This is a genomic window from Ensifer sp. ENS08, from assembly GCF_014852195.1.
GTDB classification, from domain to species: domain Bacteria; phylum Pseudomonadota; class Alphaproteobacteria; order Rhizobiales; family Rhizobiaceae; genus Ensifer; species Ensifer adhaerens.
The window spans coordinates 614,839-636,712 of the sequence record NZ_JACVBF010000001.1 but is presented as its reverse complement, the minus strand read 5'-3'; the positions used below and the strand labels follow the sequence as shown (position 1 = coordinate 636,712).

The 21,874-nt window shown below is 63.4% G+C and carries 20 protein-coding genes; 10 read left to right on the top strand and 10 right to left on the bottom strand.

Annotated features, from left to right (window positions below):
* Positions 1 to 135: 135 nt before the first annotated feature.
* Complete coding sequence (locus IB272_RS02975) at positions 136 to 1,302, top strand: pyridoxal phosphate-dependent aminotransferase (protein ID WP_060581875.1); 1,167 nt, start codon at positions 136 to 138, stop codon at positions 1,300 to 1,302.
* 32 nt (positions 1,303 to 1,334) lie between these two features.
* Here IB272_RS02975 and IB272_RS02970 read toward each other — a convergent pair whose 3' ends face one another.
* From IB272_RS02970 to IB272_RS02935, 8 genes are all read right to left on the bottom strand, one after another.
* Positions 1,335 to 1,643, bottom strand: a complete 309-nt coding sequence (locus IB272_RS02970; RefSeq protein WP_034797078.1) for a chorismate mutase family protein — start codon at positions 1,641 to 1,643, stop codon at positions 1,335 to 1,337.
* A 451-nt stretch (positions 1,644 to 2,094) separates the two neighbouring features.
* Positions 2,095 to 3,099 (bottom strand): cytochrome d ubiquinol oxidase subunit II, encoded by a 1,005-nt coding sequence (cydB, locus tag IB272_RS02965; RefSeq protein ID WP_034797073.1) that lies wholly within the window; start codon positions 3,097 to 3,099, stop codon positions 2,095 to 2,097.
* Positions 3,089 to 4,516: a cytochrome ubiquinol oxidase subunit I gene (locus IB272_RS02960; protein WP_060581876.1), complete on the bottom strand. Its 1,428-nt coding sequence runs from the start codon at positions 4,514 to 4,516 to the stop codon at positions 3,089 to 3,091. Before IB272_RS02960 ends, cydB begins: the two co-directional genes overlap by 11 nt.
* Positions 4,517 to 4,787: 271 nt before the next feature.
* Entirely contained in the window at positions 4,788 to 5,957 is a 1,170-nt protein-coding gene (locus IB272_RS02955; RefSeq protein ID WP_060581877.1) for a M20 aminoacylase family protein, read from the bottom strand.
* Position 5,958: 1 nt separating this feature from the next.
* Positions 5,959 to 6,783 (bottom strand): ABC transporter permease, encoded by an 825-nt coding sequence (locus IB272_RS02950; RefSeq protein WP_034797068.1) that lies wholly within the window; start codon positions 6,781 to 6,783, stop codon positions 5,959 to 5,961.
* On the bottom strand, positions 6,780 to 7,505 hold the full coding sequence (locus tag IB272_RS02945; RefSeq protein WP_034797065.1) for an ABC transporter permease: 726 nt from the start codon (positions 7,503 to 7,505) through the stop codon (positions 6,780 to 6,782). Before IB272_RS02945 ends, IB272_RS02950 begins: the two co-directional genes overlap by 4 nt.
* Before the next feature lie 104 nt (positions 7,506 to 7,609).
* Positions 7,610 to 8,392: a transporter substrate-binding domain-containing protein gene (locus IB272_RS02940; RefSeq protein ID WP_034797062.1), complete on the bottom strand. Its 783-nt coding sequence runs from the start codon at positions 8,390 to 8,392 to the stop codon at positions 7,610 to 7,612.
* Between the two features lie 36 nt (positions 8,393 to 8,428).
* Positions 8,429 to 9,202 carry an ABC transporter ATP-binding protein gene (locus tag IB272_RS02935; RefSeq protein WP_034797059.1) on the bottom strand — a complete coding sequence of 258 codons (774 nt, stop codon included), beginning with the start codon at positions 9,200 to 9,202 and terminating at the stop codon, positions 8,429 to 8,431.
* A 285-nt stretch (positions 9,203 to 9,487) separates the two neighbouring features.
* Here IB272_RS02935 and IB272_RS02930 point away from each other — a divergent pair, with 285 nt between their 5' ends.
* The 8 genes from IB272_RS02930 to IB272_RS02895 all read left to right on the top strand — a co-directional run bounded on the left by IB272_RS02930 (position 9,488) and on the right by IB272_RS02895 (position 18,715).
* Positions 9,488 to 10,111, top strand: coding sequence for a TetR family transcriptional regulator C-terminal domain-containing protein (locus IB272_RS02930; RefSeq protein ID WP_060581878.1), 624 nt, complete (start codon positions 9,488 to 9,490; stop codon positions 10,109 to 10,111).
* A gap of 17 nt (positions 10,112 to 10,128) precedes the next feature.
* Positions 10,129 to 11,319, top strand: a complete 1,191-nt coding sequence (locus IB272_RS02925; RefSeq protein ID WP_060581879.1) for a pyridoxal phosphate-dependent aminotransferase — start codon at positions 10,129 to 10,131, stop codon at positions 11,317 to 11,319.
* Positions 11,316 to 12,923 (top strand): 5-guanidino-2-oxopentanoate decarboxylase, encoded by a 1,608-nt coding sequence (locus IB272_RS02920; protein ID WP_034797049.1) that lies wholly within the window; start codon positions 11,316 to 11,318, stop codon positions 12,921 to 12,923. Before IB272_RS02925 ends, IB272_RS02920 begins: the two co-directional genes overlap by 4 nt.
* Positions 12,924 to 13,088: 165 nt before the next feature.
* Positions 13,089 to 13,496 (top strand): hypothetical protein, encoded by a 408-nt coding sequence (locus IB272_RS34835; RefSeq protein ID WP_034797046.1) that lies wholly within the window; start codon positions 13,089 to 13,091, stop codon positions 13,494 to 13,496.
* Positions 13,497 to 13,607: 111 nt separating this feature from the next.
* Entirely contained in the window at positions 13,608 to 16,148 is a 2,541-nt protein-coding gene (secD, locus tag IB272_RS02910; RefSeq protein WP_034797042.1) for a protein translocase subunit SecD, read from the top strand.
* Positions 16,149 to 16,661: 513 nt separating this feature from the next.
* On the top strand, positions 16,662 to 16,874 hold the full coding sequence (locus tag IB272_RS02905; protein ID WP_034797039.1) for a hypothetical protein: 213 nt from the start codon (positions 16,662 to 16,664) through the stop codon (positions 16,872 to 16,874).
* Between the two features lie 233 nt (positions 16,875 to 17,107).
* Positions 17,108 to 17,560, top strand: coding sequence for an Rrf2 family transcriptional regulator (locus IB272_RS02900; RefSeq protein ID WP_034797035.1), 453 nt, complete (start codon positions 17,108 to 17,110; stop codon positions 17,558 to 17,560).
* A gap of 144 nt (positions 17,561 to 17,704) precedes the next feature.
* Positions 17,705 to 18,715, top strand: coding sequence for a KpsF/GutQ family sugar-phosphate isomerase (locus IB272_RS02895; RefSeq protein WP_060522323.1), 1,011 nt, complete (start codon positions 17,705 to 17,707; stop codon positions 18,713 to 18,715).
* 36 nt (positions 18,716 to 18,751) lie between these two features.
* Here the strand turns inward: IB272_RS02895 and IB272_RS02890 are convergent, their stop codons facing one another.
* On the bottom strand, positions 18,752 to 19,276 hold the full coding sequence (locus tag IB272_RS02890; protein WP_034797032.1) for an Lrp/AsnC family transcriptional regulator: 525 nt from the start codon (positions 19,274 to 19,276) through the stop codon (positions 18,752 to 18,754).
* Between the two features lie 48 nt (positions 19,277 to 19,324).
* On the opposite strand from IB272_RS02890, the gene IB272_RS02885 reads away from it, so the two are divergent.
* Positions 19,325 to 20,512: an MFS transporter gene (locus IB272_RS02885; RefSeq protein ID WP_060581880.1), complete on the top strand. Its 1,188-nt coding sequence runs from the start codon at positions 19,325 to 19,327 to the stop codon at positions 20,510 to 20,512.
* Between the two features lie 21 nt (positions 20,513 to 20,533).
* Here IB272_RS02885 and IB272_RS02880 read toward each other — a convergent pair whose 3' ends face one another.
* Complete coding sequence (locus IB272_RS02880) at positions 20,534 to 21,862, bottom strand: capsule biosynthesis protein (RefSeq protein ID WP_060581881.1); 1,329 nt, start codon at positions 21,860 to 21,862, stop codon at positions 20,534 to 20,536.
* Between the last annotated feature and the right edge of the window lie 12 nt (positions 21,863 to 21,874).

Sequence of the window (21,874 nt, the reverse complement as noted above, 5' to 3'; positions counted from 1 at the left end):
CGCGTGATCGCCTTGGCGAAAGCGGCTAGAAGCAACGGGCAAACTGGAGCGGTCGATACGCGCTCTAGTCCATTGGAATCTTTCACGATGATCTAAAGGCCGCGGCCTTTAACGTCGTGCATCCGGAGCCCGCCGATGACCATCCTCAGCACCATCAGTCCCCGTGCGCTTTCGGCACCCGAAAGCGGCATCGTCGAGGTGGTGAACTATGCCCGCGGGCGCGATGGCCTGATCCCGCTGTGGGTCGGAGAAGGCGACCTGCCGACGCCTGCCTTCATCAGCGACGTTGCGCGCGATGCGCTTGCCGGCGGCGAGACCTTCTACACCTGGCAGCGCGGTATCCCGCCGCTGCGCGAGGCGCTGTCGCGCTACTATCAAAGGCGCTTTCAGAAGTCGCTTTCGCCCGAGAATTTCTACGTCGTCGGCTCCGGCATGCAGGCGATCAAGCTCTCGATCGAGGCGATCGCCTCGCCCGGCGACGAGATGGTGCTTCTGACGCCGGCGTGGCCGAACTTTGCCGCCGCCGCCGATCTCTCCGGCGTTCGCCCGGTCTCGGTGGAGCTTCGTTTCGAACACGGCAAATGGCAACTCGATCTCGATCGGCTGCAGGCGGCGATCGGTCCGAAGACCAAGGCGCTGTTCATCAACACGCCGTCGAACCCGACCGGCTGGACCGCGACCCGCGACGAACTGGCCGCGATCCTAACGCTGGCGCGCAGGCACGGGCTCTGGATCATCGCCGATGAGATCTACGCGCTCTATTATTATGGCGGCGCCCGCGCGCCGTCCTTCCTCGACGTGATGGAGGAAGGCGACCGCATCCTTTTCGTCAATTCCTTCTCGAAGAACTGGTCGATGACCGGGTGGCGTGTCGGCTGGATCGTGGCTCCACCCGCGATCGGCCAGGTTCTCGAAAATCTGGTGCAGTATTCGACCTCGGGTGTCGCCCAGTTCATGCAGCGCGGTGCCGTCGTGGCGCTCGACGAGGGCGACGCCTTCGTCGATGCCAATGTCGCCAAGGCGGCGAAGAACCGGGACGTCTTCTGCGACGCGTTGATCGCCACCAACCGGGTGGAAACGCTCAAACCCGACGGCGCGCTCTATGCGTTCCTGAAGATCGACGGCGTCACCGATTCGCGCGCGGCGGCGATCGACATCGTCGACAAGACCGGCGTTGGCCTGGCGCCGGGAACGGCGTTCGGCGACGGCGGCTCGCTGTTCATGCGCGCCTGCTTCCTGCGCGATCCGGACCATGTGAGGGAAGCGGCGGACCGTCTCCAGGGTTACATTCTCGGGCGCTGACGGCCGTAGATTGAAAGAGCGAGGCGGCGACGTTATTCGTCGCCGGTTTCGCCAAGCAGCTTCTGCTCATGAGCGATCGCGTGGCCGATCAGCCGCGCCCAGATGTCTTCGTAAAAATCAGGATCGAGGTTGACGCGCGCAGCGTTCTTGCGGGCATTCTCGCGCACTTCCATCACCCGCGCCGGAATGTCGGCCTTCAGTTTCAGCGGCGCCTTGATCTCGGCCGCGCGGTCAATATAGCCCCAGCGCTCGGCAAACAGCGCCATCAGCGCCTGGTCGAGACGGTCGATCTCGGCACGCACGTCGGCCATGGTTTCGCATTGCGCGGGGGTTTTCTGCATCTGTCTCGTCCAATTGCCTGGATGCGGCCAAGCGCGGGCCCAGGATGTTCGAGCGTCCCTCGGCTCTCAGCAAGCGGGGCGCTTCTGCGGCGCACTGCTAACAAACGGCGAGCTATCTTGGAAGGGGCAACAGGGTCGCAGCCGGCGACCCTTGAGGTGGTCACCTCAGCAGGCGATCGCTTTGCAGGGGAGGAGGGTGCGGTCCTGTCTCCGTCTGCGGCGATCGCCTGCTGACGTGTTAAGGGAAGTTAGCTGGCCAAGCTTGAGCGAGGCTTTTTAGAACGGGATGAGGAAAAGTGTCTGCGGTTTTCCGCCCGCATCCCGCTCCAATGGATCGACTACGTTCCGATCATCAGCTTGATCGCAAGGCCGACGAGGGTGACGGCCGCCACCCCCGCGCACCAGAGGCCGACGAACCAGAGAAGCTTGCGGCCGGTTCCTGTTTCGCTGGTCAATGGTAGCCCTCCTCCGGATCGACCTTGCCGCGGAACACCCAGTAGGAATAGGCGGTGTAGGCGAGAATGATCGGCACCAGCACCAAAGCGCCGGCAAGCAGGAAGGAGAGGCTTTCCTCAGGCGCGGCCGCGTCCCAGATCGTCAGCGAAGGCGGCACCATATAGGGGTAGAAACTGATGCCGATGCCGGCATAGCCGAGCACGAAGAGGCCCAGTGCGGCGATGAACGGCCGGCTGTCGTGGCGCTTGCGGATACCCGTGATCAGCGCATAAAGGCAGCCGAGAACGAGCGCCGGCACGACGACGCTGAAGATCGCCGTCGGATAGCCGAACCAGCGGTCAAGATACTGCGGCTCCAGGAACGGCGTCCACAGGCTGACGATGCCCATGGCGGCGACGGTGGCGAAGGAGCATTTGAGCGCGAGGTCGCGGGCCCGGTCGGCAAGGTCGCCGTGGGTCTTCATCACAAGCCAGGTGGCGCCGAGCAGAGCATAGCCGACGACGACGGCGATGCCGGTCATGATCGAGAACGGCGTCAGCCAATCCCACCAGCCGCCGACATAGGCACGGTTTTCGACCGGGATGCCCTGGACGAGCGCGCCGAGCGTGATCCCTTGCGCGAAGGCGGCCAGCATCGAGCCGCCGGAGAAGGCCCAGTTCCAGAGATATTCGGCCCGCCGCGTGCGCCAGCGATATTCGAAGGCGACGCCGCGGAAGATGAGGCCGATCACCATGGCGATGATGGGCGCGTAAAGTGCGGGCAGGATGGTCGCGTAGGCCAGCGGAAACACCGCCATCAGGCCGCCGCCGCCAAGAACCAGCCAGGTCTCGTTGCCGTCCCAGACCGGGGCGACGGAATTCATCATCACGTCACGGTCGTGCTTTTCGGGGAAGAACGGGAAGAGGATGCCGACACCGAGGTCGAAGCCGTCGAGAATGACATAGGCGAGCACCGCAAAGGCGATGATGCCGGCCCAGATGAACGGCAGATCAAACTCCATGATGGCCTCCCTTGGTGTTCGCATGGCTGCTGTGGATGGCGGGGCCCGGCATGATGCCGGAACTGCGCAATGGTCCTTCGCCGAGCTCCGGCATCGGATCGCGCGGCAATCGCGCCATCAGCCGGAGGATGTAGAAGGTGCCGGCGCCGAAGACGAAGAAATAGACGATGATGAAGGCGATCAGCGAGGCGGCGACCGCGGGTGCCGCGATCGGTGCCACTGAGTTTGCCGTCAGCAGATGGCCGTAGACGGTATAGGGCTGACGGCCGACTTCGGTCGTGACCCAGCCCGCGAGCACGGCGACGAAGCCGGCGGGCCCCATGGCGATCGCGGCACGGTGCAGCCAGACATTGCTGTCGAGCGTGCCGCGATAGCGACACCAGAGCGACCAGAGCCCGATGCCGAGCATGGCGAAGCCGAGGCCGACCATCACCCGGAATGACCAGAACACGATACCGACAGGCGGGTGAAGTTCTTCCGGGATCGTATCGAGACCGGCAAGCGGCGCGTTCAGATCATGCTTCAGGATGAGGCTCGAAAGCTTCGGGATCTCGATCGCGTAATCGACGCGCTTTTCAGGCGAGTTCGGAATGCCGAAGAGGATGAGCGGAGCGCCGTCCGGATGGCTCTGGTAGTGCCCCTCCATCGCCATCACCTTGGCCGGCTGGTGCTCCAGCGTGTTGAGACCATGCATGTCGCCGGCGAAGATCTGGATCGGCGCGACAATCGCCGCCATCCACATTGCCATCGAAAACATCTTTCGCGCCCGCCGCGGCGCCGTCTTGCGGATGAGGTGCCAGGCGCCGCAGGCGCCGACGACGAAGGCGGTCGTGAGATAGGCCGCCAGCACCATGTGGGTGAGGCGATAGGGGAAGGAGGGGTTGAAGACGATCGCCCACCAGTCGACCGGGACGAACTGGCCCGCCTCGTTCATTGCGAAACCGGCCGGCGTCTGCATCCACGAGTTCGCCGAAAGGATCCAAGTGGCCGAGATCAGCGTGCCGACGGCGACCATGACGGTTGCCAAGAAATGCAGCTTCGGCCCGACGCGGTTGAGGCCGAACAGCATGACACCGAGGAAGCCCGCTTCGAGGAAGAAGGCGGTCAGCACCTCGTAGCCCATCAGCGGCCCGATGATCGGCCCGGCCTTGTCGGAAAAGACGCTCCAGTTGGTGCCGAACTGATAGGACATGACGATGCCGGAAACGACGCCCATGCCGAAGGCGACGGCAAAGATCGTCTTCCAGAAATTGAAGAGTTCGAGATAGACCTCGTCCTTCTTCCACAGCCACAACCCTTCGAGCACCGCGAGGTAACTCGCAAGCCCGATGGAAAAGGCGGGGAAGATGATGTGGAAGGAAACGGTGAAGGCGAACTGGAAGCGAGCGAGCAGGGTCGCATCGAAACTCTCAAACACGGGCGCAATCCTTTCAGACACGCGGATGCGACGCCTCACGGAAGCGTAGGCCGCAATGCTCTGGCTGCTGCATCATTTGTCCGGTGACCGATCGTCGATCAGGGAACCTGTCTTGGCCTCTGGCCGAGGCAAATCCTGGGGTTGCACCGGCTTTTCAGCATGCACTTGAATCTGCGCCAAATTTGCCAAACGTCAATGACAGCGCGTCCGCCACGTTGTCACACTGCGGCAATGTTGCGCTGCGGCATATTGGCGAAAGGTGAGCGGGATATCAGCGGCGCGCGAGATAGGCCTCGGCCAACTCCGTCCAGAAAGCCGCGCCGATCGGCAGCAGGTCGTCGTTGAAGTTGTAGCCGGGGTGATGCAGCGGCCTGTCGTCGTCGCTGACCTTCGAGCCGAGGAAGAAGTAGGTCCCCGGCCGCTCCTTCAGCATATAGGCGAAATCCTCGCTGCCCATGAAGGGGCGGGCGAGATCGACCACCTTGTCGGCGCCGGCGAAGCGGACCGCGAGATCGCGGGCGAAGTCCGTCTCGGCCTTGTGGTTGATCGTCGCATCGTAGCTGCGCTGGTAGTCGACGGTCGCGCGCATGCCGAAGCTCGTCGCCTGCGCCTCGGCGATCATGCGGATGCGGCGTTCGAGTTCGTCGCGCACATCGGGCTCGAATGAGCGGATACCGACGACGATCTCGGCGCGTTCGGGAATGATGTTGCTGGCCGAGCCCGCATGGAAGGCGCCGACGGTGACCACAGTCGGATCCATCGGATGGATGTTGCGCGAGACGATCGATTGCAGCGCCATGACGATCGAGGCGCCGCAGACGATGGGATCTGCTGTTTCCTGCGGCTCCGCGCCATGCCCGCCGCGTCCATGCACGGTGATGCGCGCCTCGTCGACGGCGGCCATGATCGGGCCTTCTCTAAGGGCGAACTGGCCGAAAGGCAGACCCGGCTCGTTGTGAAGCGCGAAGACGGCGTCGCAGGGAAACTGATCGAACAGGCCCTCGTCCATCATGATCTTGGCGCCGCCGAAATTCTCCTCGGCCGGCTGGAAGATCAGGTGGATCGTGCCGTCGAAATTGCGCCGCTCGGCAAGCGCGCGGGCAGCACCCAGCAGCATCGTCGTGTGGCCATCGTGGCCGCAGGCATGCATGAGGCCCGAGGTCTTGCTGGCATAGTCCAGCCCGGTTTCTTCCAGGATCGGCAGCGCATCGATGTCGGCGCGGATGCCGATCGAGCGCTTGCCGTTGCCGTTCCTGAGCGTGCCGACGACACCGGTTTTCGCAAGCCCCGTCGTCACCTCGTAGCCGAGACTCTCCAGGTGTTTCGCAATGAAGGCGGAAGTACGCGTCTCCTCCAGTCCGAGTTCCGGATGCGCATGCAGGTCGTGGCGAATGGCGACGAGTTCCGGCATGGCGTTGGTGATCGAGGGGGAAAGCTTCATGTCAGGCACCGCGGGTTGGTATGCGATTTTCGAAGGTGCGGAAAGCCACCACCAGAATACCGGTGAGGCACATGTAGATGAGCGCGAGCAAAAGCAGCGGCTCGTAGGTGAGGAAGGTTTCCTGCCGCACCTTGGAGATGACCGCATAGACGTCGACGACAGTCACGGTCGCGACAAGTGGCGTCGATTTCAGCTGCAGCACCGTTTCGCCATTGAGCGTCGGCAGAGCCCGATGGATGGCGCGCGGCAGCCAGATGCGGCGGAACATCGTCCAGCGGCCCATGCCATAGGCCTTCGCCGCCTCAAGCTCGCCGTTCGGAACGCCGGCAAAAGCGCCGCGCATGACTTCGCCCTCATAGGCCGCAAACGAAATGGTCAACGCCGCCACGCCATAGGGCCACGCTTCGCGCAGGTAAGGCCAGAGGAAGGACTGGCGGATCGCCGGAAACTGCGGGAACAGCGAGCCGAGACCGTAATAGAGCAGCCAGAGCTGCAACAGCAGCGGCGTGCCGCGGATCACGGTACAAAACACCTTGGCCGGCAGTTTCAGGAACCAGGGGCCGGTGACCTGCACGAGGCCGATCGGCACCGCCAGCAGGAAGCCGAGGATGGCGGTGCTGAACAGCATCATCAGGCTGACGAGGATGCCCCAGCCAAGCCGTGGCAGGTAGCGCGGCAGCCAGTCCCAGCGCATGAAGACGGCGACGGCGACGACGAAGGCGGCAAAGACCAGCATCATGAGGATGCGGTGCGGCAGGAAGAAGCTCTTCGCCGTCGGCAGGTCTTCGGGCGTAAACGCAACGGCGTGGGTGGTTTCGTCGGTCATCGGCTCTCCGCAAAACCGCGTCGGGCATGGCGTTCGAGCATGCCGATGAAGACGTTGGAGATGAGCGTCAGCGCCAGGTAGAGCGCGCCAGCCGCCAGGAAGAACAGGAGATAGGCCTTGGTCGTGCCGGCCGCCTGGCGGGTGACCAGCGTCAACTCGCTGAAGCCGACGACCGCGAGAAGGGCCGTGTCCTTGGTGGCGATCAGCCAGAGATTGGAGAGGCCGGGAATGGCATAGGGCAACATCGCCGGCAGGGTGATGCGGCGCAGAACCATGGCCGGCGACATGCCATAGGCGCGCGCCGCCTCGATCTGCCCGGCGGGCACCGCCTTGATCGCGCCGCGCAACACTTCGGTCGAATAGGCACCCTGGACGACGCCGATGACGAAGATGCCGGCCATCAGGCCGCTGATGTCGACCGGGCCAACCGAGAACAACGCCAGAACCTGATTGAGCAGGTCGGTGCCGGCATAATAGAGCAAGAGGATCAGCACCAACTCGGGCACTGCACGCACGACCGTGGTGTAGCATTCGAGCAGATCGCGCAGGACCGGGCCGCCATAGAGCTTGCCGAATGCACCGCCGATGCCGAGCGCCAGGCCGAGCGTGAAGCCGCCGACGGCGATCTGGATGGAATTGAAAAAGCCTTGCAGCAATACGCCGCCCCAGCCGGGTGCTGAAAGCGAGAGCAGGCCCCAATTGATGAGGGAATCCGCAGCCATGCGTCGTCGAGCTCCGATGGCGCCGGCCGGCGATCGCTGCAGCGCTGCGGTCTTTGTCAGACGCGACAAGCGCTGCGACGGTTCGATCGCCGGCCGATCGCGCCTTATCCGCCGTAGATGTCGAAGTCGAAGTACTTCTTCGAGAACGTATCGTAGGTGCCGTTGTCGCGGATCGCCTTGATGGCGGCGTTGATCTTGTCCTTGAGCTCGGTTTCGCCCTTGCGCAGGCCGACGCCGACACCCGGGCCGATCACGGCGACGTCTTCGGCAACGTCGCCCTTGTATTCACAGCATTCCTTGCCCTGGTCGGTCGCCAGAAACGCCTTGAGCGCGATGGCATCCGCCTGCACCGCATCGAGGCGGCCGGCAGCGAGGTCATTGTTGGCCTCATCCTGCGTCTGGTATTCCTTGACCTCGACGCCCGCCGGCGCGAAGTGCTTGGCGGCATAGGCCTGGTGGACCGTCGAGACCTGGACGCCGAGCGTCTTGCCCTTCAGCCCTTCCGGCGAGGAGTTCATCTCGACGCCCTTGGTGCCGATGATGCCGGTCGGGGTGTTGTAGTACTTGTCGGAGAAATCGATGGTCTTCAGGCGCTCGTCGGTGATCGACATCGAACTGATGATCATGTCGATCTTCTTCGACGTCAGTGCCGGGATGATGCCGTCCCAGGCAACGGGCGTCAGCACGCATTCGAGCTTGGCCTCGGCGCACATTGCGTTCATGAACTCGACTTCCCAGCCTTCCCATTTGCCGCTGGCGTCAGGCGCTGTGAACGGCGGATAGGGCTCCGCTGCGACGCCGACCTTCAGCGCTTCCGCCGACGCCGCGACGCCGCCGCTCACGGCGATCGCCGCCGCAACGGCCAGGACTTTCAATGCCTTCTTCATGCTGTTCCCCTTTTTGGTTGTTTAGCATTCAGGAATTCAGTGAATGGAACTGATGAACTTCTTGAGCCTTTCCGATTTCGGTGCGCCGAAGATGGCCTCAGGCGGGCCCTGTTCTTCGATCACGCCGTTGTGGAGGAAGACGATGTGGTTGGCGACGTCGCGCGCAAACTTCATCTCGTGGGTGACGAGGATCATCGTGCGCTTTTCGCGCGCGAGGTCCCCGATGACAGTGAGAACTTCGCCGACGAGTTCGGGATCGAGTGCCGAGGTCGGCTCGTCGAAGAGCATGACGAGCGGCTGGATGGCAAGCGCCCGGGCGATCGCGGCGCGTTGCTGCTGGCCGCCGGAAAGGAAGGCCGGGTAGGCGTCGCGTTTCTCGTAGAGGCCGACGCGTTTCAGCAGGGTTTCGGCGGTGGCGACCGCTTCCGCCTTCGGCTTGCCGAGCACATGGATCGGCGCTTCGATGACGTTTTCAAGGATGGTCATGTGCTGCCAGAGATTGAAGCTCTGGAACACCATGCCGAGCTGGCTGCGGATGCGCTGGACCTGTTTGCGGTCCTCCGGCACCAGGCCGCCGCGACCGTCGGATTTCATCCGGATCTTTTCGCCATGCACGCTGACGCTACCGGCGGAGGGGAGTTCGAGGAGGTTGATGCAGCGAAGGAAAGTGGATTTGCCGGAACCGCTGCCGCCGATGATGGCGATCACGTCGCCCTGCTTCGCTGTGAGCGAAACTCCCTTCAGCACTTCCAATGGCCCGAAACGCTTGTGCAGGTCAGTGACCGCGATTGCCTGGGCCGCATCCGTCATCGGCGCGCCGCTCCCATGGCTCTGCGAGCTTTTTCTGTCAGCATCGAAACAGTTCCCCTGTCGTCTTCCGTGCGGCATCTTTGGCCTGTCACGGGTTTTTGTTGGCCGGCATGGTTGCACTTGTGCCGCTATTGTTCAAGCGTATAATAATAGACGTCGTCGATTTTTTGACGCCCGCCGATCGTTCGATTTCCCGAAGGAGCCGCCCATGCCGCCGTTCTGGCCGAAGCCTTTGCCGACCGCGCCTGAACAGCATTTTGGGCTGGCTCGAGAGCAGAGTGCCGCATGAACAGACGCAGTTTTCACCGCGCGCCGGAAGGCGAGCGCCGCCAGGAATTGATCGAAGCGACGCTCGACTGCATCTCGGAATTCGGGCTGAAGGGCGCAACCGTTCGGCAGATCGCAATCCGCGCCGGCGTGACCGCCGGGCTAGTGCGCCACTACTTCGAATCGAAGGACCAGATGGTTGCCGAGGCCTATCGCGCCGTCATCGCCTCGCTCACCGAAAAGGCGAGCAAGGTCGAGGGCGATCCGGAAACCCGGCTCCGGGATTTCATCGCCATCAACCTCACCGAGCCGGTGGCCGACAGCCGCAGCATCTCGCTCTGGGCCGCCTTCATCAGCCAGGTCCGGGTCGATCCGGTGCTGTCGGAGATCCACCGCGAAGGCTATCTTGCCTTTCGCAATTCGCTGCAGGAACTGCTTGCCGATTTCCTTGCGACCAAAGGCAAGCCGGCCGACGCCGAAACCTGCCGGGCCTTCGCCATCGCCATCAACGGGTTGGTCGACGGCCTCTGGGTCGAGGGCTGCCTTGCCGGCGATCTCTTTCGCGAAGGCGAGCTCGTCGCCATCGCCATGTCTTCGGTCGAAGCGCTGCTCGGCACGAAGATCGGAACTGCAAAACAATGAAAACGGGAGAAAGCACCATGCGCTACGCGTCCATCACCGAACGTCTTGCCGATCTTGGTTCGGGCAAATGGTCGCTGCATATCCGTGCCCGCCAATTGAAGGCGAGTGGTGTCGACATCATAGAACTGACGATCGGCGAACCGGATCTTCCGCCGGACCGCGCCCTGCTCGATGAATGCCAGCGCGCGATGAATGCGGGGCGCTATCGCTACTCCAACGGCCGCGGTGAACCGACGGTCGTGGCGGCCGTCGCGGAGAAATACCGTCGTCGCCGTGCCGATGTGACGAACGAGAACGTGCTCTGCTTCCCCGGCACGCAGACGGCGCTCTTCGCCGTGATTCTCGGGTTGGCGGAGGCCGGCGATGCCGTTCTCGTCGGCGATCCGCTCTATGCGACCTATGAAGGCGTGATCCGCTCGACCGGCGCGCATCCGGTGCTGGTGCCGCTGAAGCCGGAATTCGGCTTCCACATGCAGGCCGAAGATCTGGAAAAAGCGATCACGCCGGAGAGCCGCGTGCTGCTGCTGAATACGCCACACAATCCGACCGGCGCCGTGCTGACGGCGGAAGAAATTGCCGCGATCGGCGAGGTCGCGCGCCGTCACGATCTCTGGATCGTCTGCGACGAGGTCTATGAGGAGCTGGTGTTCGACGCCGTCTTTGCCTCGCCCTTCGACAATCCGGATCTTGCCGAACGCACGATCGTCGTCTCGTCGATCTCCAAGTCGCATGCCGCGCCTGGCTTCCGCAGCGGTTGGGCGGTCGGTCCGGTCGAGTTCACTGAGCAGTTGCTGCCGGTCTCCGAAACGATGCTTTTCGGCACGCAGCCCTTCATCGCCGACATGACGGCCTATGCCCTGACGCATGACATCGATACGGCGCGCCGGATGCGCTTGTCCTATAAGTCGCGCGCCGCGCAGATCGTCGCCGGCCTTGCCGGGGCGCCCGGCATCGAGGTGTTCGCGCCGGAAGCCGGCATGTTCATCTTGATTGATGTTTCCGGAACCGGTCTCGACGGCGATGCGTTTGCCTGGGCGCTGCTTGAAGAAGAGGGGGTTGCCGTCATGCCCGGATCGTCCTTTGGCGATGAAGCACAGAACTATCTGCGCGTCAGCCTGACCGTGCCCGATGGTGCCATCGACGAGGCCTGCCGCCGCATCTCCGCACTTGCCGAGCGGGCCAGCCTGCGCAAGGAGCGTTGCGCATGACCATGGAAAGAACGGTTGGAGAAGTCCTGGTCGACCTGCTCGAGGCCAATGGCGTCGAGGTGGTTTTCGGCATTCCCGGCGTGCACACGGTCGAGCTCTACCGGGGCCTCGCTGCATCGAAGATCCGCCACGTGACGCCACGGCATGAACAGGGCGCCGGCTTCATGGCCGACGGCTATGCCCGCGTCAGCGGCAAGCCGGGCGTTGCCCTCGTCATCACCGGGCCCGGCCTCACGAACACCATCACGGCGATGGCGCAGGCGCGCCAGGATTCGATCCCGATGCTGGTGATTTCAGGCGTCAATCGCCGCGATTCGCTCGGCCATGGGCGCGGCCTGCTGCACGAGCTGCCCGACCAGCACGGCATGATGAAGACGCTGGCGCTCTATTCGCACACGCTCCTCAATCCGGAAGACCTGCCTTTCGTCGTCGACCGCGCCTTCTCGGTGCTCGTCTCCGGTCGGCCGGGACCGGTGCATATCGAGATCCCGACCGACGTGATGTCGGCGAAGATCACGCCGCAGGCGCTGCGGCCGGCAACGGCCACCCGACCGCGCTCCGACAGCGAGACGCTGCAGCGCGCGGCGATCCTCTGCGCCGACGCCTCGCGCCCGGTCATCATCTGCGGCGGCGGCGCCCTGACGGCGGAGGCGGAAGTTGCGGAGCTTGCCGAAAAGATCGGTGCGCCCGTCGTCACCACTGTCAATGCTCGCGGCATGTTCTCGGGCAGTCCCTTGAGGGTTCCTGCGAGCCCCAGCCTGAAGGCGGTGCGGTCGCTGCTGAAGGAGGCCGACCTGGTGCTGGCGCTCGGCACCGAAATGGGCCAGACCGACTACGACATGTATGCCGATGGCGGCTTTCCGGCCCTGCGCAACCTGATCCGCACCGACATCGATGCGGCGCAGCTCGCGCGCGGGCCGCATGCGGCGCTCTCCATCCTCTCCGGCGCCAAGGCGGCGACGGCGGGCATCCTCGCCTTTCTCCCCGGTCATGCTGCGAAGGATGGAGCGGGACGGGCCGAAACGGCGCGGAGGGCGGCGCTGAAGGAACTGACGCCGAAGATGCGGGCCGAGATCGGCATCATCGACACCATCTACAAGTCTCTGCCGGATTGCACCGTCGTCGGCGACTCGACCCAGGCCGTCTATGCCGGCAACCTCTACTGTGATGCACCGCGGCAGCGTAGCTGGTTCAATTCGGCGACCGGTTACGGTTCTCTGGGCTATGCGCCGCCAGCAGCCGTCGGTGCAGCCGTCGCCGATCCGTCTCGGCCGGTCGTCTGTCTCGTCGGCGACGGTGGCTTCCAGTTTTCGCTCGCTGAAATCGGGTCTGCCGTCGATGCGCAGGCGCAGGTCATCTTCCTCGTCTGGAACAATGACGGCTACCAGGAAATCGAAAGCTACATGGTCGATGCCGGCGTTACGCCGGAGGGCGTCAAGCCTTCGGCGCCGGACTTCCTGATGGCGGCGAAGGCCTATGGCGTCGAGGGACGGCGGCTTGCTTCCGTCGCCGATCTCTCACAGGCGCTCGCCGAGGCGGCGAAGCGCAAGGGACCGTCGCTTATCGAGATCCACGAGCGGCGAACGAGCGGCATCACGGCCTGAGCAACGACAACCACGAAACGGGCCGGATTTGACTTTTCCGGCCCGGAATGGTGTTAAAGGCGCCCATGCTCGATTCCGGCCACGTTCTCTAGGTAAGGTCGGGCATTCGGGCTCAATTTTCGTCTCGCTGGCGTGCAATCGCCAGGGAAAGGGACCGCGTCCTCGATGGACCGCATGGGTGGTGGCAGCAAGAACATACAGGCCGGCCGGCTTCTCGCTGTGCTGTGGCTGTTCTGCGCCTCCTTCGCAATGCAGGTCATCTCGGTCGGACAGAGCATCCCGTCCCGTTCGGCCTCCGGTGCCCAGGCCGGCAACGTCACCGACACCGGTTCGACTGACCGTCCCGCCGCCCGGCAACTCTCGCGGGCGACACCGCTTTCAGACCTTCGGTTTACGGCCGAGCGCAAGGACGCCAAGTCCGCGGCCGATGATGGCTTGCCGGCGCTCTTGCCGGCATCGCTCGAACTCGAACTTCCCCGTTCGTCGGACGGGCGGATTTTCCGCGAGTTCGCTGCGTATCTTGGCGGGGCCTCGAACCCTGGCCCCCATATTCGCGCGCCTCCCGGCGCCTGATCCACAACGCGGATTTTGGCTGGCTGGCGGCTTCGGCTGCAGCTCTGCCCTTTATGAAACAAGCCCTGACGACGCGCCCCGTGCCCGCGCAGGCTCTTCTGGAACCACAACATGCGTACATCGAAATGGGCGATTCTCGTCTATGTCGTCGTGATCATCTTCGGATGTATCGCGGCGCTTCCGAACGTGCTGACGCCGGCACAACGTGAACAATTTGCAGGCTGGCTGCCGGTCAAGCCGGTAACCCTCGGCCTCGACCTCAAGGGCGGCTCGCACCTCGTGCTCGAAGTCGATGCTGCCGGCCTTCGCAAAGCTCGGCTCGAAACCCTGCTTGACGATACGCGCCGGGCGCTCCGCGCCGAGCGCATCTCGGCCTCCTCGGCCCGCATCGCCGGCGATACCGTTACCGTGAAGATCGAAGATCCGGCCGACCGCGAAAAGGTTCTGCCGAAGCTGAAAGAGCTGGCGGCCCCTGTCGGCACGCTTGGTTTCGGCGGCGCGGCTTCCGATATCGAGGTGACCGAGAACGGCGACAGCATCAACATCGCGATGACAGAGGCCGGCCTTGCCGACCGCACCACCAAGGCCGTCGAACAGAGCCTCGAGATCATCCGCCAGCGCGTCGACACCGTCGGCGTTGCCGAGCCGCTGATCCAGCGTGTCGGTTCCGACCGCATTCTCGTCCAGCTTCCGGGCCTCGAGGATCCGACGGCACTGCGCCAGCTCTTGGGCTCGACCGCGCAGATGAGCTTCCACATGGTGGACCAGACCGTGGATCCCAACCAGCCGGCGCCGCGCGGCGTCGACATTCTGCCGGGCGCCCACGACAACAACAAATATGCGGTCGAAAGCCGCGTCGCGATTTCGGGCGAGCGCCTGGCCGATGCCAAGGCCGGCTTCGACCAGCGCACCAACGAACCGATCGTGTCCTTCACCTTCGACACGCTCGGTGCCCGCCAGTTCGCGGAAATCACCCAGGCTGCCGTCGGCCGGCCCTTCGCGATCGTTCTTGACGGCAAGGTCCTGACGGCTCCTGTTATCCGCGAGCCGATCATCGGCGGCAACGGCCAGATCAGCGGCAACTTCACCGCACAGGAAGCGACCGTTCTGTCGGCGCTGCTGCGCTCCGGCGCGCTTCCGGCACCGCTCACCGTTATCGAGGAACGCTCCGTCGGCCCGAACCTCGGTTCCGACTCGATCCGCATGGGCATCTACACCGGTCTTGCCGGCTTCGCGCTCGTCGTCACCCTCATGGTCGTGCTCTACGGCGCCTGGGGCATGATCGCCAATGTCGGCCTGGTGCTGCACACGATCCTGACCATCGCGCTTCTCGCCATGCTCGGCTCGACGCTGACCTTGCCGGGTATAGCCGGTATCATTCTCGGCATCGGCATGGCGGTGGACGCCAACATCCTGATCAACGCGCGTATCCGTGAAGAAACGGAAGCGGGTGCCGGCGCGATGAAGGCGCTCGATATCGGCTTCAACAAGGCCTACGCGACCATCATCGATAGTAACGTCACGACGCTTTCGGGCACCGTGCTCTTGTTCGCCTTCGGCTCCGGCCCGGTCAAGGGATTTGCCGTCACCATGATGCTCGGCATCATCATCTCGATGTTCACCTCGATCACCGTCGTTCGCCTGATGATGCGTGAGGTCGTCGTCCGCCGGAAGATGAAGAAGCTCGAGATCCCGTCGCTGTTCGGCAAGGTTCCGAAGCTTCCGTCCTTCTCCTTCATGAAGGGCCGCTTCGTCGCCATCGGCATGTCCGCCTTCCTGTCGGTCAGCTCGGTGGTGCTGTTCTTCACGCCCGGCCTCAACTACGGCATCGACTTCGTCGGCGGTATCCAGGTCGAAACCACCTCGAAGAACACGCTCGACCTTCCGACGCTTCGCCACAATCTCGAAGCGCTCAACATCGGCGAAGTGGCGCTGCAGGAATTCGGCCAGGACAAATCGGTCCTGATCCGCGTCCAGCGCCAGCCGGGCGGCGAGCAGGAACAGACGGCAGCGCTCAACCGCATCAAGGATGCCGTCGTCCAGACGATCCCGGATGCGAGCTTCGAGCGCACCGAAGTCGTCGGCCCGACCGTCAGCACCGAGCTTGCCCGTTCGGGCTTCCTCGCTGTCGGTCTCGCGATGGTGGCGATCCTGCTTTACATCTGGTTCCGCTTCGAATGGCACTTCGCCGTCGGCGCGATCGCGGTCCTCTTGCTCGACATCACCAAGACGATCGGCTTCTTTGCGCTGACAGGCATCGACTTCAACCTGACGGCCATCGCCGCGCTCCTGACGATGATCGGCTACTCGGTCAACGACAAGGTCGTGGTTTATGACCGCATGCGCGAGAACCTCAGGAAGTACAAGTCGATGCCGTTCTCGGATCTCATCGACATGAGCATCAACCAGGTGATCGCACGATGCATCTTCACCTCGATGGCCACGGCCTTCTCGCTGGTGCCGATGGCGATCTGGGGCGGCGATGCCGTCAAGAGCTTCGCCTGGCCGATGATCTTCGGCGTGATCGTGGCAACGACCTCGTCGATCTATATCGGCGGCCCGATCCTGCTGTTCCTCAATCGCTGGTGGAAGGATCGCGAAGCATCCCGCGGTGGCACAACCACGCCGCAGGCGGGCACGCCTGCTGCCTGACATCCGGCACTGGAACACAAAACGTGAAGGGGCGGCCCGACGGGCCGCCCCTTTTTTGTCCGAATGTGCTGTCTTTATCCACCCGTGCCTTGCAGACTGATTCTTCGCTTCCTAAATAGCGTAGGTCTCCGGGTCCGGAACGGGTGGATGGATTTTGCGTACATCGCCCCTTGAATTTAAAGGGTGAAGAAATTTTTTCTGCGTCTTCATCTTTTTAATTGACGGAATTGGTAGATTATTCTAGTTTGCCATTACGTGAACGCGGGGAGTCCGCCTCACGGTTGTTCATCGAACGCTCCGGCATTGCTGATGCCGGGCCAGCCAAAGGAGTGTGACATGTCCGAAACCGTCTCGACCGCCGCCTTCTTCGGCACGCGTCTCCTTTGTCGCGCAACAGAGAAAAAATGGCTCATTCGCAATCTTTGCCGAATGTGACCTTCGAACCCCTCGAACTTTATCTTTTGCCGAAATTGAAAGTTTCCGCGCCGACAGCGTGGATGGAGCGTTATTTGTATGAGCAAGCAGGTTATCGAATTTGGCGGCGAAGCCGTCGGCGTTGTTGTCCCGGATGAAGATCGCTTCAAGTTCCTGGCGGTGAAGTATCACGTCTGGGACCTGGACGCGAAGCGCTTCGGCTCGGCCGATGAAGCGCGCGCCGCAATCCGGCAGCTGTTGGCCCACCAGGCCGTCCAGGCCAAGCGGCAGAACCACAGCGCCGCTGCCTGAAGCCGCACTTGAAGCGGATGAGAAAAGCCGGTTTCGGCTTTTCTCCCGCATCCACCGCGAAGACATCCGCAAATCTTGCCGCATCGGCCGCACGCAATTGCCCGCGACATCGGTCAATTCCCCACTATAATTATATGTTGGCAGTACGTTTCTTGTGCTATGCCAGTATATATTTGCATTTGCGCGGATGATTCCCGTTTTCTGGGGTGCCGCCGCAGGGAAAGCGTGCCGGAATGCTGACGAAGAAGGGAAAGTACGGACTGAAGGCCTTGGTCGATCTTGCTCGGCTGGAGCCGGGGGAAACTGCCTTCATTACCGAGATCGCGCAGCGCAACAATATCCCCAAGAAGTTCCTGGACACGATCCTGCTTGAGCTGCGCAACGCCGGCATGCTGCGCTCGAAAAAGGGGCCTGGCGGCGGCTACTCGCTCTCGCGGCCCGCTTCGGAAATCCGTATCGGTCACGTGATCCGCACGCTGGACGGGCCGCTTGCGCCGATCCGCTGTGCGAGCCGCACGGCCTACGAGGTCTGCGAAGATTGTAACGATCCCGAGACCTGTCAGGTGCGGGTGTCGATGACGACGGTCCGTGATGCCGTTGCCGCCATTCTTGATTCGATGACGCTCGAAGAATTCGCGGCCGACAAGTCGATGCCGCTGGAAATGGAAGAAAAGCGCGCCGGCTGACGAAAACGCCGCGGTTCACGCCAGTTTTCCCCCGAACTCTGCTTCCAAGACTTGGTTTGCCAAGAAAAAGCGCTTATCTGCCGTCAATGGTCTGGCGGGCAAATTCGTGCCTGTTGCTTAAGTCTTCGCAGAATTGGGGTCATCATGGGTTTGAGACATGCATCGGCGGATGATCGCACTGCACTTGCGGCTTTGGAGTCGATCGGCCGGACGCTGACGACCGCGATGGCCGGCATCAAGGCGCTGGCGGACCAATTTGGCGCTGACGAAGTTTTTGCGCGCAGCGTCGTCGAAGCCGTCGAACTGATCGGCGAAAGCCAGGGGCGCGTCGTCGTCTCCGGCGTCGGCAAGAGCGGCCATATCGGCCGCAAGATTGCAGCCACGCTGGCATCGACCGGAACATCCGCCTACTTCGTGCACCCGACCGAAGCGAGCCATGGCGACCTCGGCATGGTCACCTCGCAGGACGTGCTGATCCTGCTCTCCTGGTCGGGCGAGACGGCCGAGCTTGCCAACATGCTCACCTATGCCAAGCGCTTCAACGTGCCGATCGTCTCGATCTGCGCCAACCGCGACAGCGTGCTTGCCCGCAACTCGGAAGTGCCGATCGTCTTGCCGAAGGTTCAGGAAGCCTGTCCGCACGGCCTCGCGCCGACGACCTCGGCCATGCTGCAACTCGCCATCGGCGACGCGCTCGCCATCGCGCTTTTGGAGCGGCGCGGCTTTTCGGCCGAGGATTTCAAGACTTTTCATCCGGGCGGCAAGCTCGGCGCGCAGTTGCGGCTTGTTCGCGAGCTGGCGCATGACGGCGCCCAGATGCCGCTTCTGAGCGTCGGACGCCCGATGAGCGAGGCGCTGATCGAGATGTCGTCCAAGGGTTTCGGTGTCGTCGGCATCGTCGACGATGGCGGCAAGCTGGCCGGCGTGATCACCGACGGCGACCTGCGTCGTCACATGTCCGGCGACCTGCTGCTGCAACCGGTCGAGGCGGTGATGTCGCGCAATCCGCGCGTGATCCGCGGCGACGTGCTTGCAAGCGGCGCCATGGAATTCATGCAGCAGCATAAGGTGACCGTGCTCTTCGTCGTCGACGACGGCGGGGCGCCGGTCAGCATCCTGCATATTCACGACCTGCTGCGCGCCGGCGTCGTCTGAGACTGCCAAGGCGGCCCTCCGCCTGGCGAGAGCAGCCTACCCTTTCACCACGGCGGGCCAGTCGCTCGTCGTGCCCGGCTGCACCGGCCGTTCCAGATAGGTGGAAAGCACCACATAGCTGCGCGTCGCCTTGACGCCGGGCGTGTCGTAGAGCCGCGCCAGAAGCCCTTCGAGCGCATGCGTGCTTTCTGTGCGCACCTTGAGCAGCATGCAGGTGTCGCCGGCGACCGAGTGGATCTCTTCCACTTCAGGGCATTCCTCGATCGCAAGCAGCGCCTGCGTCTTGCCCCAGCCGGTCGTGTCGACATGGACGAAGGCAAGCAGCGTCTTTCCGACCGCGTCCGGATCGATGAGCGCCGACACGCGGCGGATCGCGCCCGAACGCCGGAGCCGCTTCACCCGTTCATGGGCCGCCGGCGGCGAAAGTCCGACGCGTTCGCCAAGCTCGGCATAGCTCGTGGTCGCGTCCTCGACGAGGACGCCTAATAGTTTTCGGTCCATAGCGTCGAGGTCGCGCTCCGGCGGACGCTTCCGCCGAACGTCATCTGTATTTTGGTCCATACCGAGAATTCCTCTTGCTGCTGAATTTCATTCTGCAAAAATGAAGGAATGACGAACATCAATCAACAAATTTCGCCAGATTCGATCGACAGGACCTCGATCGACAGGGCGCGCATCCCGCCCTTCGCCTATGTCCTGACCGTCTGCATCGGCGTCATCGGCTCCAACTCGCTGGCGCTTGGACCAATCGCGCCGGAGGTGGCGCGGAGCCTCGGCACGGATGTTCCATCGGTAATGGTCGCTTCGGCCGCCTTCGGACTGGGCACGGCCGTCAGCGCCATCTTCCTTGGCCGCTTCATCGACGGGTACGGCCCCCATCGCATTCTGGCTGCCGCGCTGTTGCTTCTGGCCGCCGGGCTCACCGGTAGCGCGCTTGCGCCCATGCTGGCGTTCCTGGTCGCCGCCCAACTCGTTGTCGGCGTCGCCACCGGCATTGCGCTTCCGTCGATCTACACGCTGGCCTCGGTCATCGCGCCGGCCGGACGGGAGAGCGAGACGATCGGCCTGGTGCTGACCGGCTGGACGCTCAGCATGGTGGCCGGCGTGCCACTATCGGCAGCGATTGCTGACTTCGGAGGATGGCGCGCCGTTTACTTCGTCGTAGCCGTAGCCACACTGGTTGCTTGCGCTGCCGTCAGGCTCGCGCCGGTGCGGGAAGGACTGGCCGGCAAGACGACGTCGCCGCTCGCGGTGCTTGGCGTGCGTGGCGCCGGACCGCTGTTGATCGCCTGTGCCGCCTTCATGGCCGCCTTCTACGGCGTTTATGCCTATATCGGCGAACACCTGCACGCAGCGCTCGGGTTGCCCCTCAGCGCCAATGGCCTCGTGGCCGTTTCCTACGGCTTCGGCTTCGGTGCGGCGGCACTACTCGACCGGCTGATCGACCGCTTCGGCGCTGGCAGGTTGCTGCCTCTGATTTTTCTCGTCGTCGCCGGCGTCTATGCGGCGATGGCCGCCGTGAGTAGCTCCTACACGGCCATGCTGGTCGTCGTCTTTTTCTGGGGCCTTGCCAACCATTTCGGTCTCAACGTGCTGATCATGCGGCTGACGGCGCTCGATCCCACAAGGCGTGGCGCGATCATGGGGCTGAACAGCGGCGTCACCTATCTGTCGCTCTTTTTGGGAACGCTTGGTTTCGGCGTGGTTTATGGCGGGGCCGGTTTTTCCGCGCTGCCCTTGGCCGCGACCGGCCTGATGCTGGTCGCCGCCATCGCCGCAGCGCTCGCGCCGCGCTAGGTCCCCGCGATATGAAAACGGCTACCCTTGGCGGGAAGCGGAAGGCGCGCGTTTCGCAGGCTTTTGGCGCGGCGCGGGGTCAATAAAGGCGCCAGGTTCGTTGAGGCTGCTTTCGTTCAGCCGCCGGGCAATCGCTTCCGCGCCGGCATCGGTTCCGGCGCGGGAATAAAGGTTGCCGCGCACCTGGATCGACGCGGCAAGCAGGCGGAACATTGCGACACTAAGTTCAGGCTCCGGCGCCTGGGGCGCCTGCCAGAAACCGTCGAGTGGCTGCTGATCGGTCAGACCGGCAATATCGAAGACGGCAGTGCCGAGCACTTTGACCGGCCGCCCTTGCTTCAGGGCGTGCAATCCGGCCGTCGAATTCACCGTGACCATGCCGGCGCTGGCCTCGCCAAGCGTATCGAGATTTCCGCCGTCCAGGTAGAAGACGCGCCCGCTCAAGCCAAGCGCCGCTGCTCGCTGCTCGATGAAGCTGCGCCACGGGATCAGGTCGTTGTCGAGCGGATGCACCTTGAAGACCAGGCGTGCATTCGGCGCGGCAAAGGCGCCGAACGAGGTCAGGACGTCAGCGATTGCATCCTTCTGGCTGTGGAAGGGCGAATGCGCCCTGAGCTGAAAGTCGGTTTCGAGCTGAAGCGGATAGACGAAGTAGGGGGCATCGTCCGAAAGGAGCTTCGTAACGGTCGCCACCGCTTCCGCGCTGCGCCGTTTTTCGGAGAGCAGCCGGCGCACCCAGCCGGCGTATTCGGCGAGCGGATGGAAAATCCCGTGACGGCGGTAGTGCGGAAACAGGAACCAGAAAAAGACGTTCGGCAGATTGTAGAGCAGATCGTAGCTCGCATCGGCGAGGAACGTCTGGCTGTAGCGCTTGCGCCAGTCCGGCTCCGGCAGGTTTGACGCTGCTGAAAGGATCTGACCGGCGTCGTTCGGAAAATGGGAGTTCGACGACATGCCGTTGCGCTCGAGCGTCAGCCAGTCCGGCCGCAGATAGCCCATTTCGATAATCGCGACACTGACGCCGGCGCGATGGGCGACGGCAGTCGCTGCCTGGTGATAAGGCCGCTCTTCGCCAAGCAGCAGCATGTCGGTGACGCCGTGGGTGGCGATGAATGTCTCGAGATAGCCGGGCCAGGCGGCCGCCGTACCGCGATAGTTGAAGCCGCCCTTGCGGCGCCAGAAGATCTGGTCGCCGACGTTCAGGTTGATCCTGAGACAGCGGTGGCCAAGGGCTTCGAGCCGGTCGGCGATCTTGCGGAAGATCGGCGAGGAGGGGCCCTGCAGGAACAGGAAGACCCGCTGTCTCGGCCGTGCGGCCCCACCGGCCGATGTCGTCGAAGCGTTCTCCATCCGCAGACCGCC

Excerpts from the sequence above, each read along its gene's own strand:
- IB272_RS02975 (WP_060581875.1), top strand. The coding sequence starts at position 136 with ATGACCATCCTCAGCACCATCAGTCCCCGTGCGCTTTCGGCACCCGAA.
- IB272_RS02970 (WP_034797078.1), bottom strand. The coding sequence starts at position 1,643 with ATGCAGAAAACCCCCGCGCAATGCGAAACCATGGCCGACGTGCGTGCC.
- cydB (WP_034797073.1), bottom strand. The coding sequence starts at position 3,099 with ATGGAGTTTGATCTGCCGTTCATCTGGGCCGGCATCATCGCCTTTGCG.
- IB272_RS02955 (WP_060581877.1), bottom strand. The coding sequence starts at position 5,957 with ATGAAGCTTTCCCCCTCGATCACCAACGCCATGCCGGAACTCGTCGCC.
- IB272_RS02950 (WP_034797068.1), bottom strand. The coding sequence starts at position 6,783 with ATGACCGACGAAACCACCCACGCCGTTGCGTTTACGCCCGAAGACCTG.
- IB272_RS02945 (WP_034797065.1), bottom strand. The coding sequence starts at position 7,505 with ATGGCTGCGGATTCCCTCATCAATTGGGGCCTGCTCTCGCTTTCAGCA.
- IB272_RS02940 (WP_034797062.1), bottom strand. The coding sequence starts at position 8,392 with ATGAAGAAGGCATTGAAAGTCCTGGCCGTTGCGGCGGCGATCGCCGTG.
- IB272_RS02935 (WP_034797059.1), bottom strand. The coding sequence starts at position 9,202 with ATGACGGATGCGGCCCAGGCAATCGCGGTCACTGACCTGCACAAGCGT.
- IB272_RS02930 (WP_060581878.1), top strand. The coding sequence starts at position 9,488 with ATGAACAGACGCAGTTTTCACCGCGCGCCGGAAGGCGAGCGCCGCCAG.
- IB272_RS02925 (WP_060581879.1), top strand. The coding sequence starts at position 10,129 with ATGCGCTACGCGTCCATCACCGAACGTCTTGCCGATCTTGGTTCGGGC.
- IB272_RS02920 (WP_034797049.1), top strand. The coding sequence starts at position 11,316 with ATGACCATGGAAAGAACGGTTGGAGAAGTCCTGGTCGACCTGCTCGAG.
- IB272_RS34835 (WP_034797046.1), top strand. The coding sequence starts at position 13,089 with ATGGACCGCATGGGTGGTGGCAGCAAGAACATACAGGCCGGCCGGCTT.
- secD (WP_034797042.1), top strand. The coding sequence starts at position 13,608 with ATGCGTACATCGAAATGGGCGATTCTCGTCTATGTCGTCGTGATCATC.
- IB272_RS02905 (WP_034797039.1), top strand. The coding sequence starts at position 16,662 with ATGAGCAAGCAGGTTATCGAATTTGGCGGCGAAGCCGTCGGCGTTGTT.
- IB272_RS02900 (WP_034797035.1), top strand. The coding sequence starts at position 17,108 with ATGCTGACGAAGAAGGGAAAGTACGGACTGAAGGCCTTGGTCGATCTT.
- IB272_RS02895 (WP_060522323.1), top strand. The coding sequence starts at position 17,705 with ATGGGTTTGAGACATGCATCGGCGGATGATCGCACTGCACTTGCGGCT.
- IB272_RS02890 (WP_034797032.1), bottom strand. The coding sequence starts at position 19,276 with ATGGACCAAAATACAGATGACGTTCGGCGGAAGCGTCCGCCGGAGCGC.
- IB272_RS02885 (WP_060581880.1), top strand. The coding sequence starts at position 19,325 with ATGACGAACATCAATCAACAAATTTCGCCAGATTCGATCGACAGGACC.
- IB272_RS02880 (WP_060581881.1), bottom strand. The coding sequence starts at position 21,862 with ATGGAGAACGCTTCGACGACATCGGCCGGTGGGGCCGCACGGCCGAGA.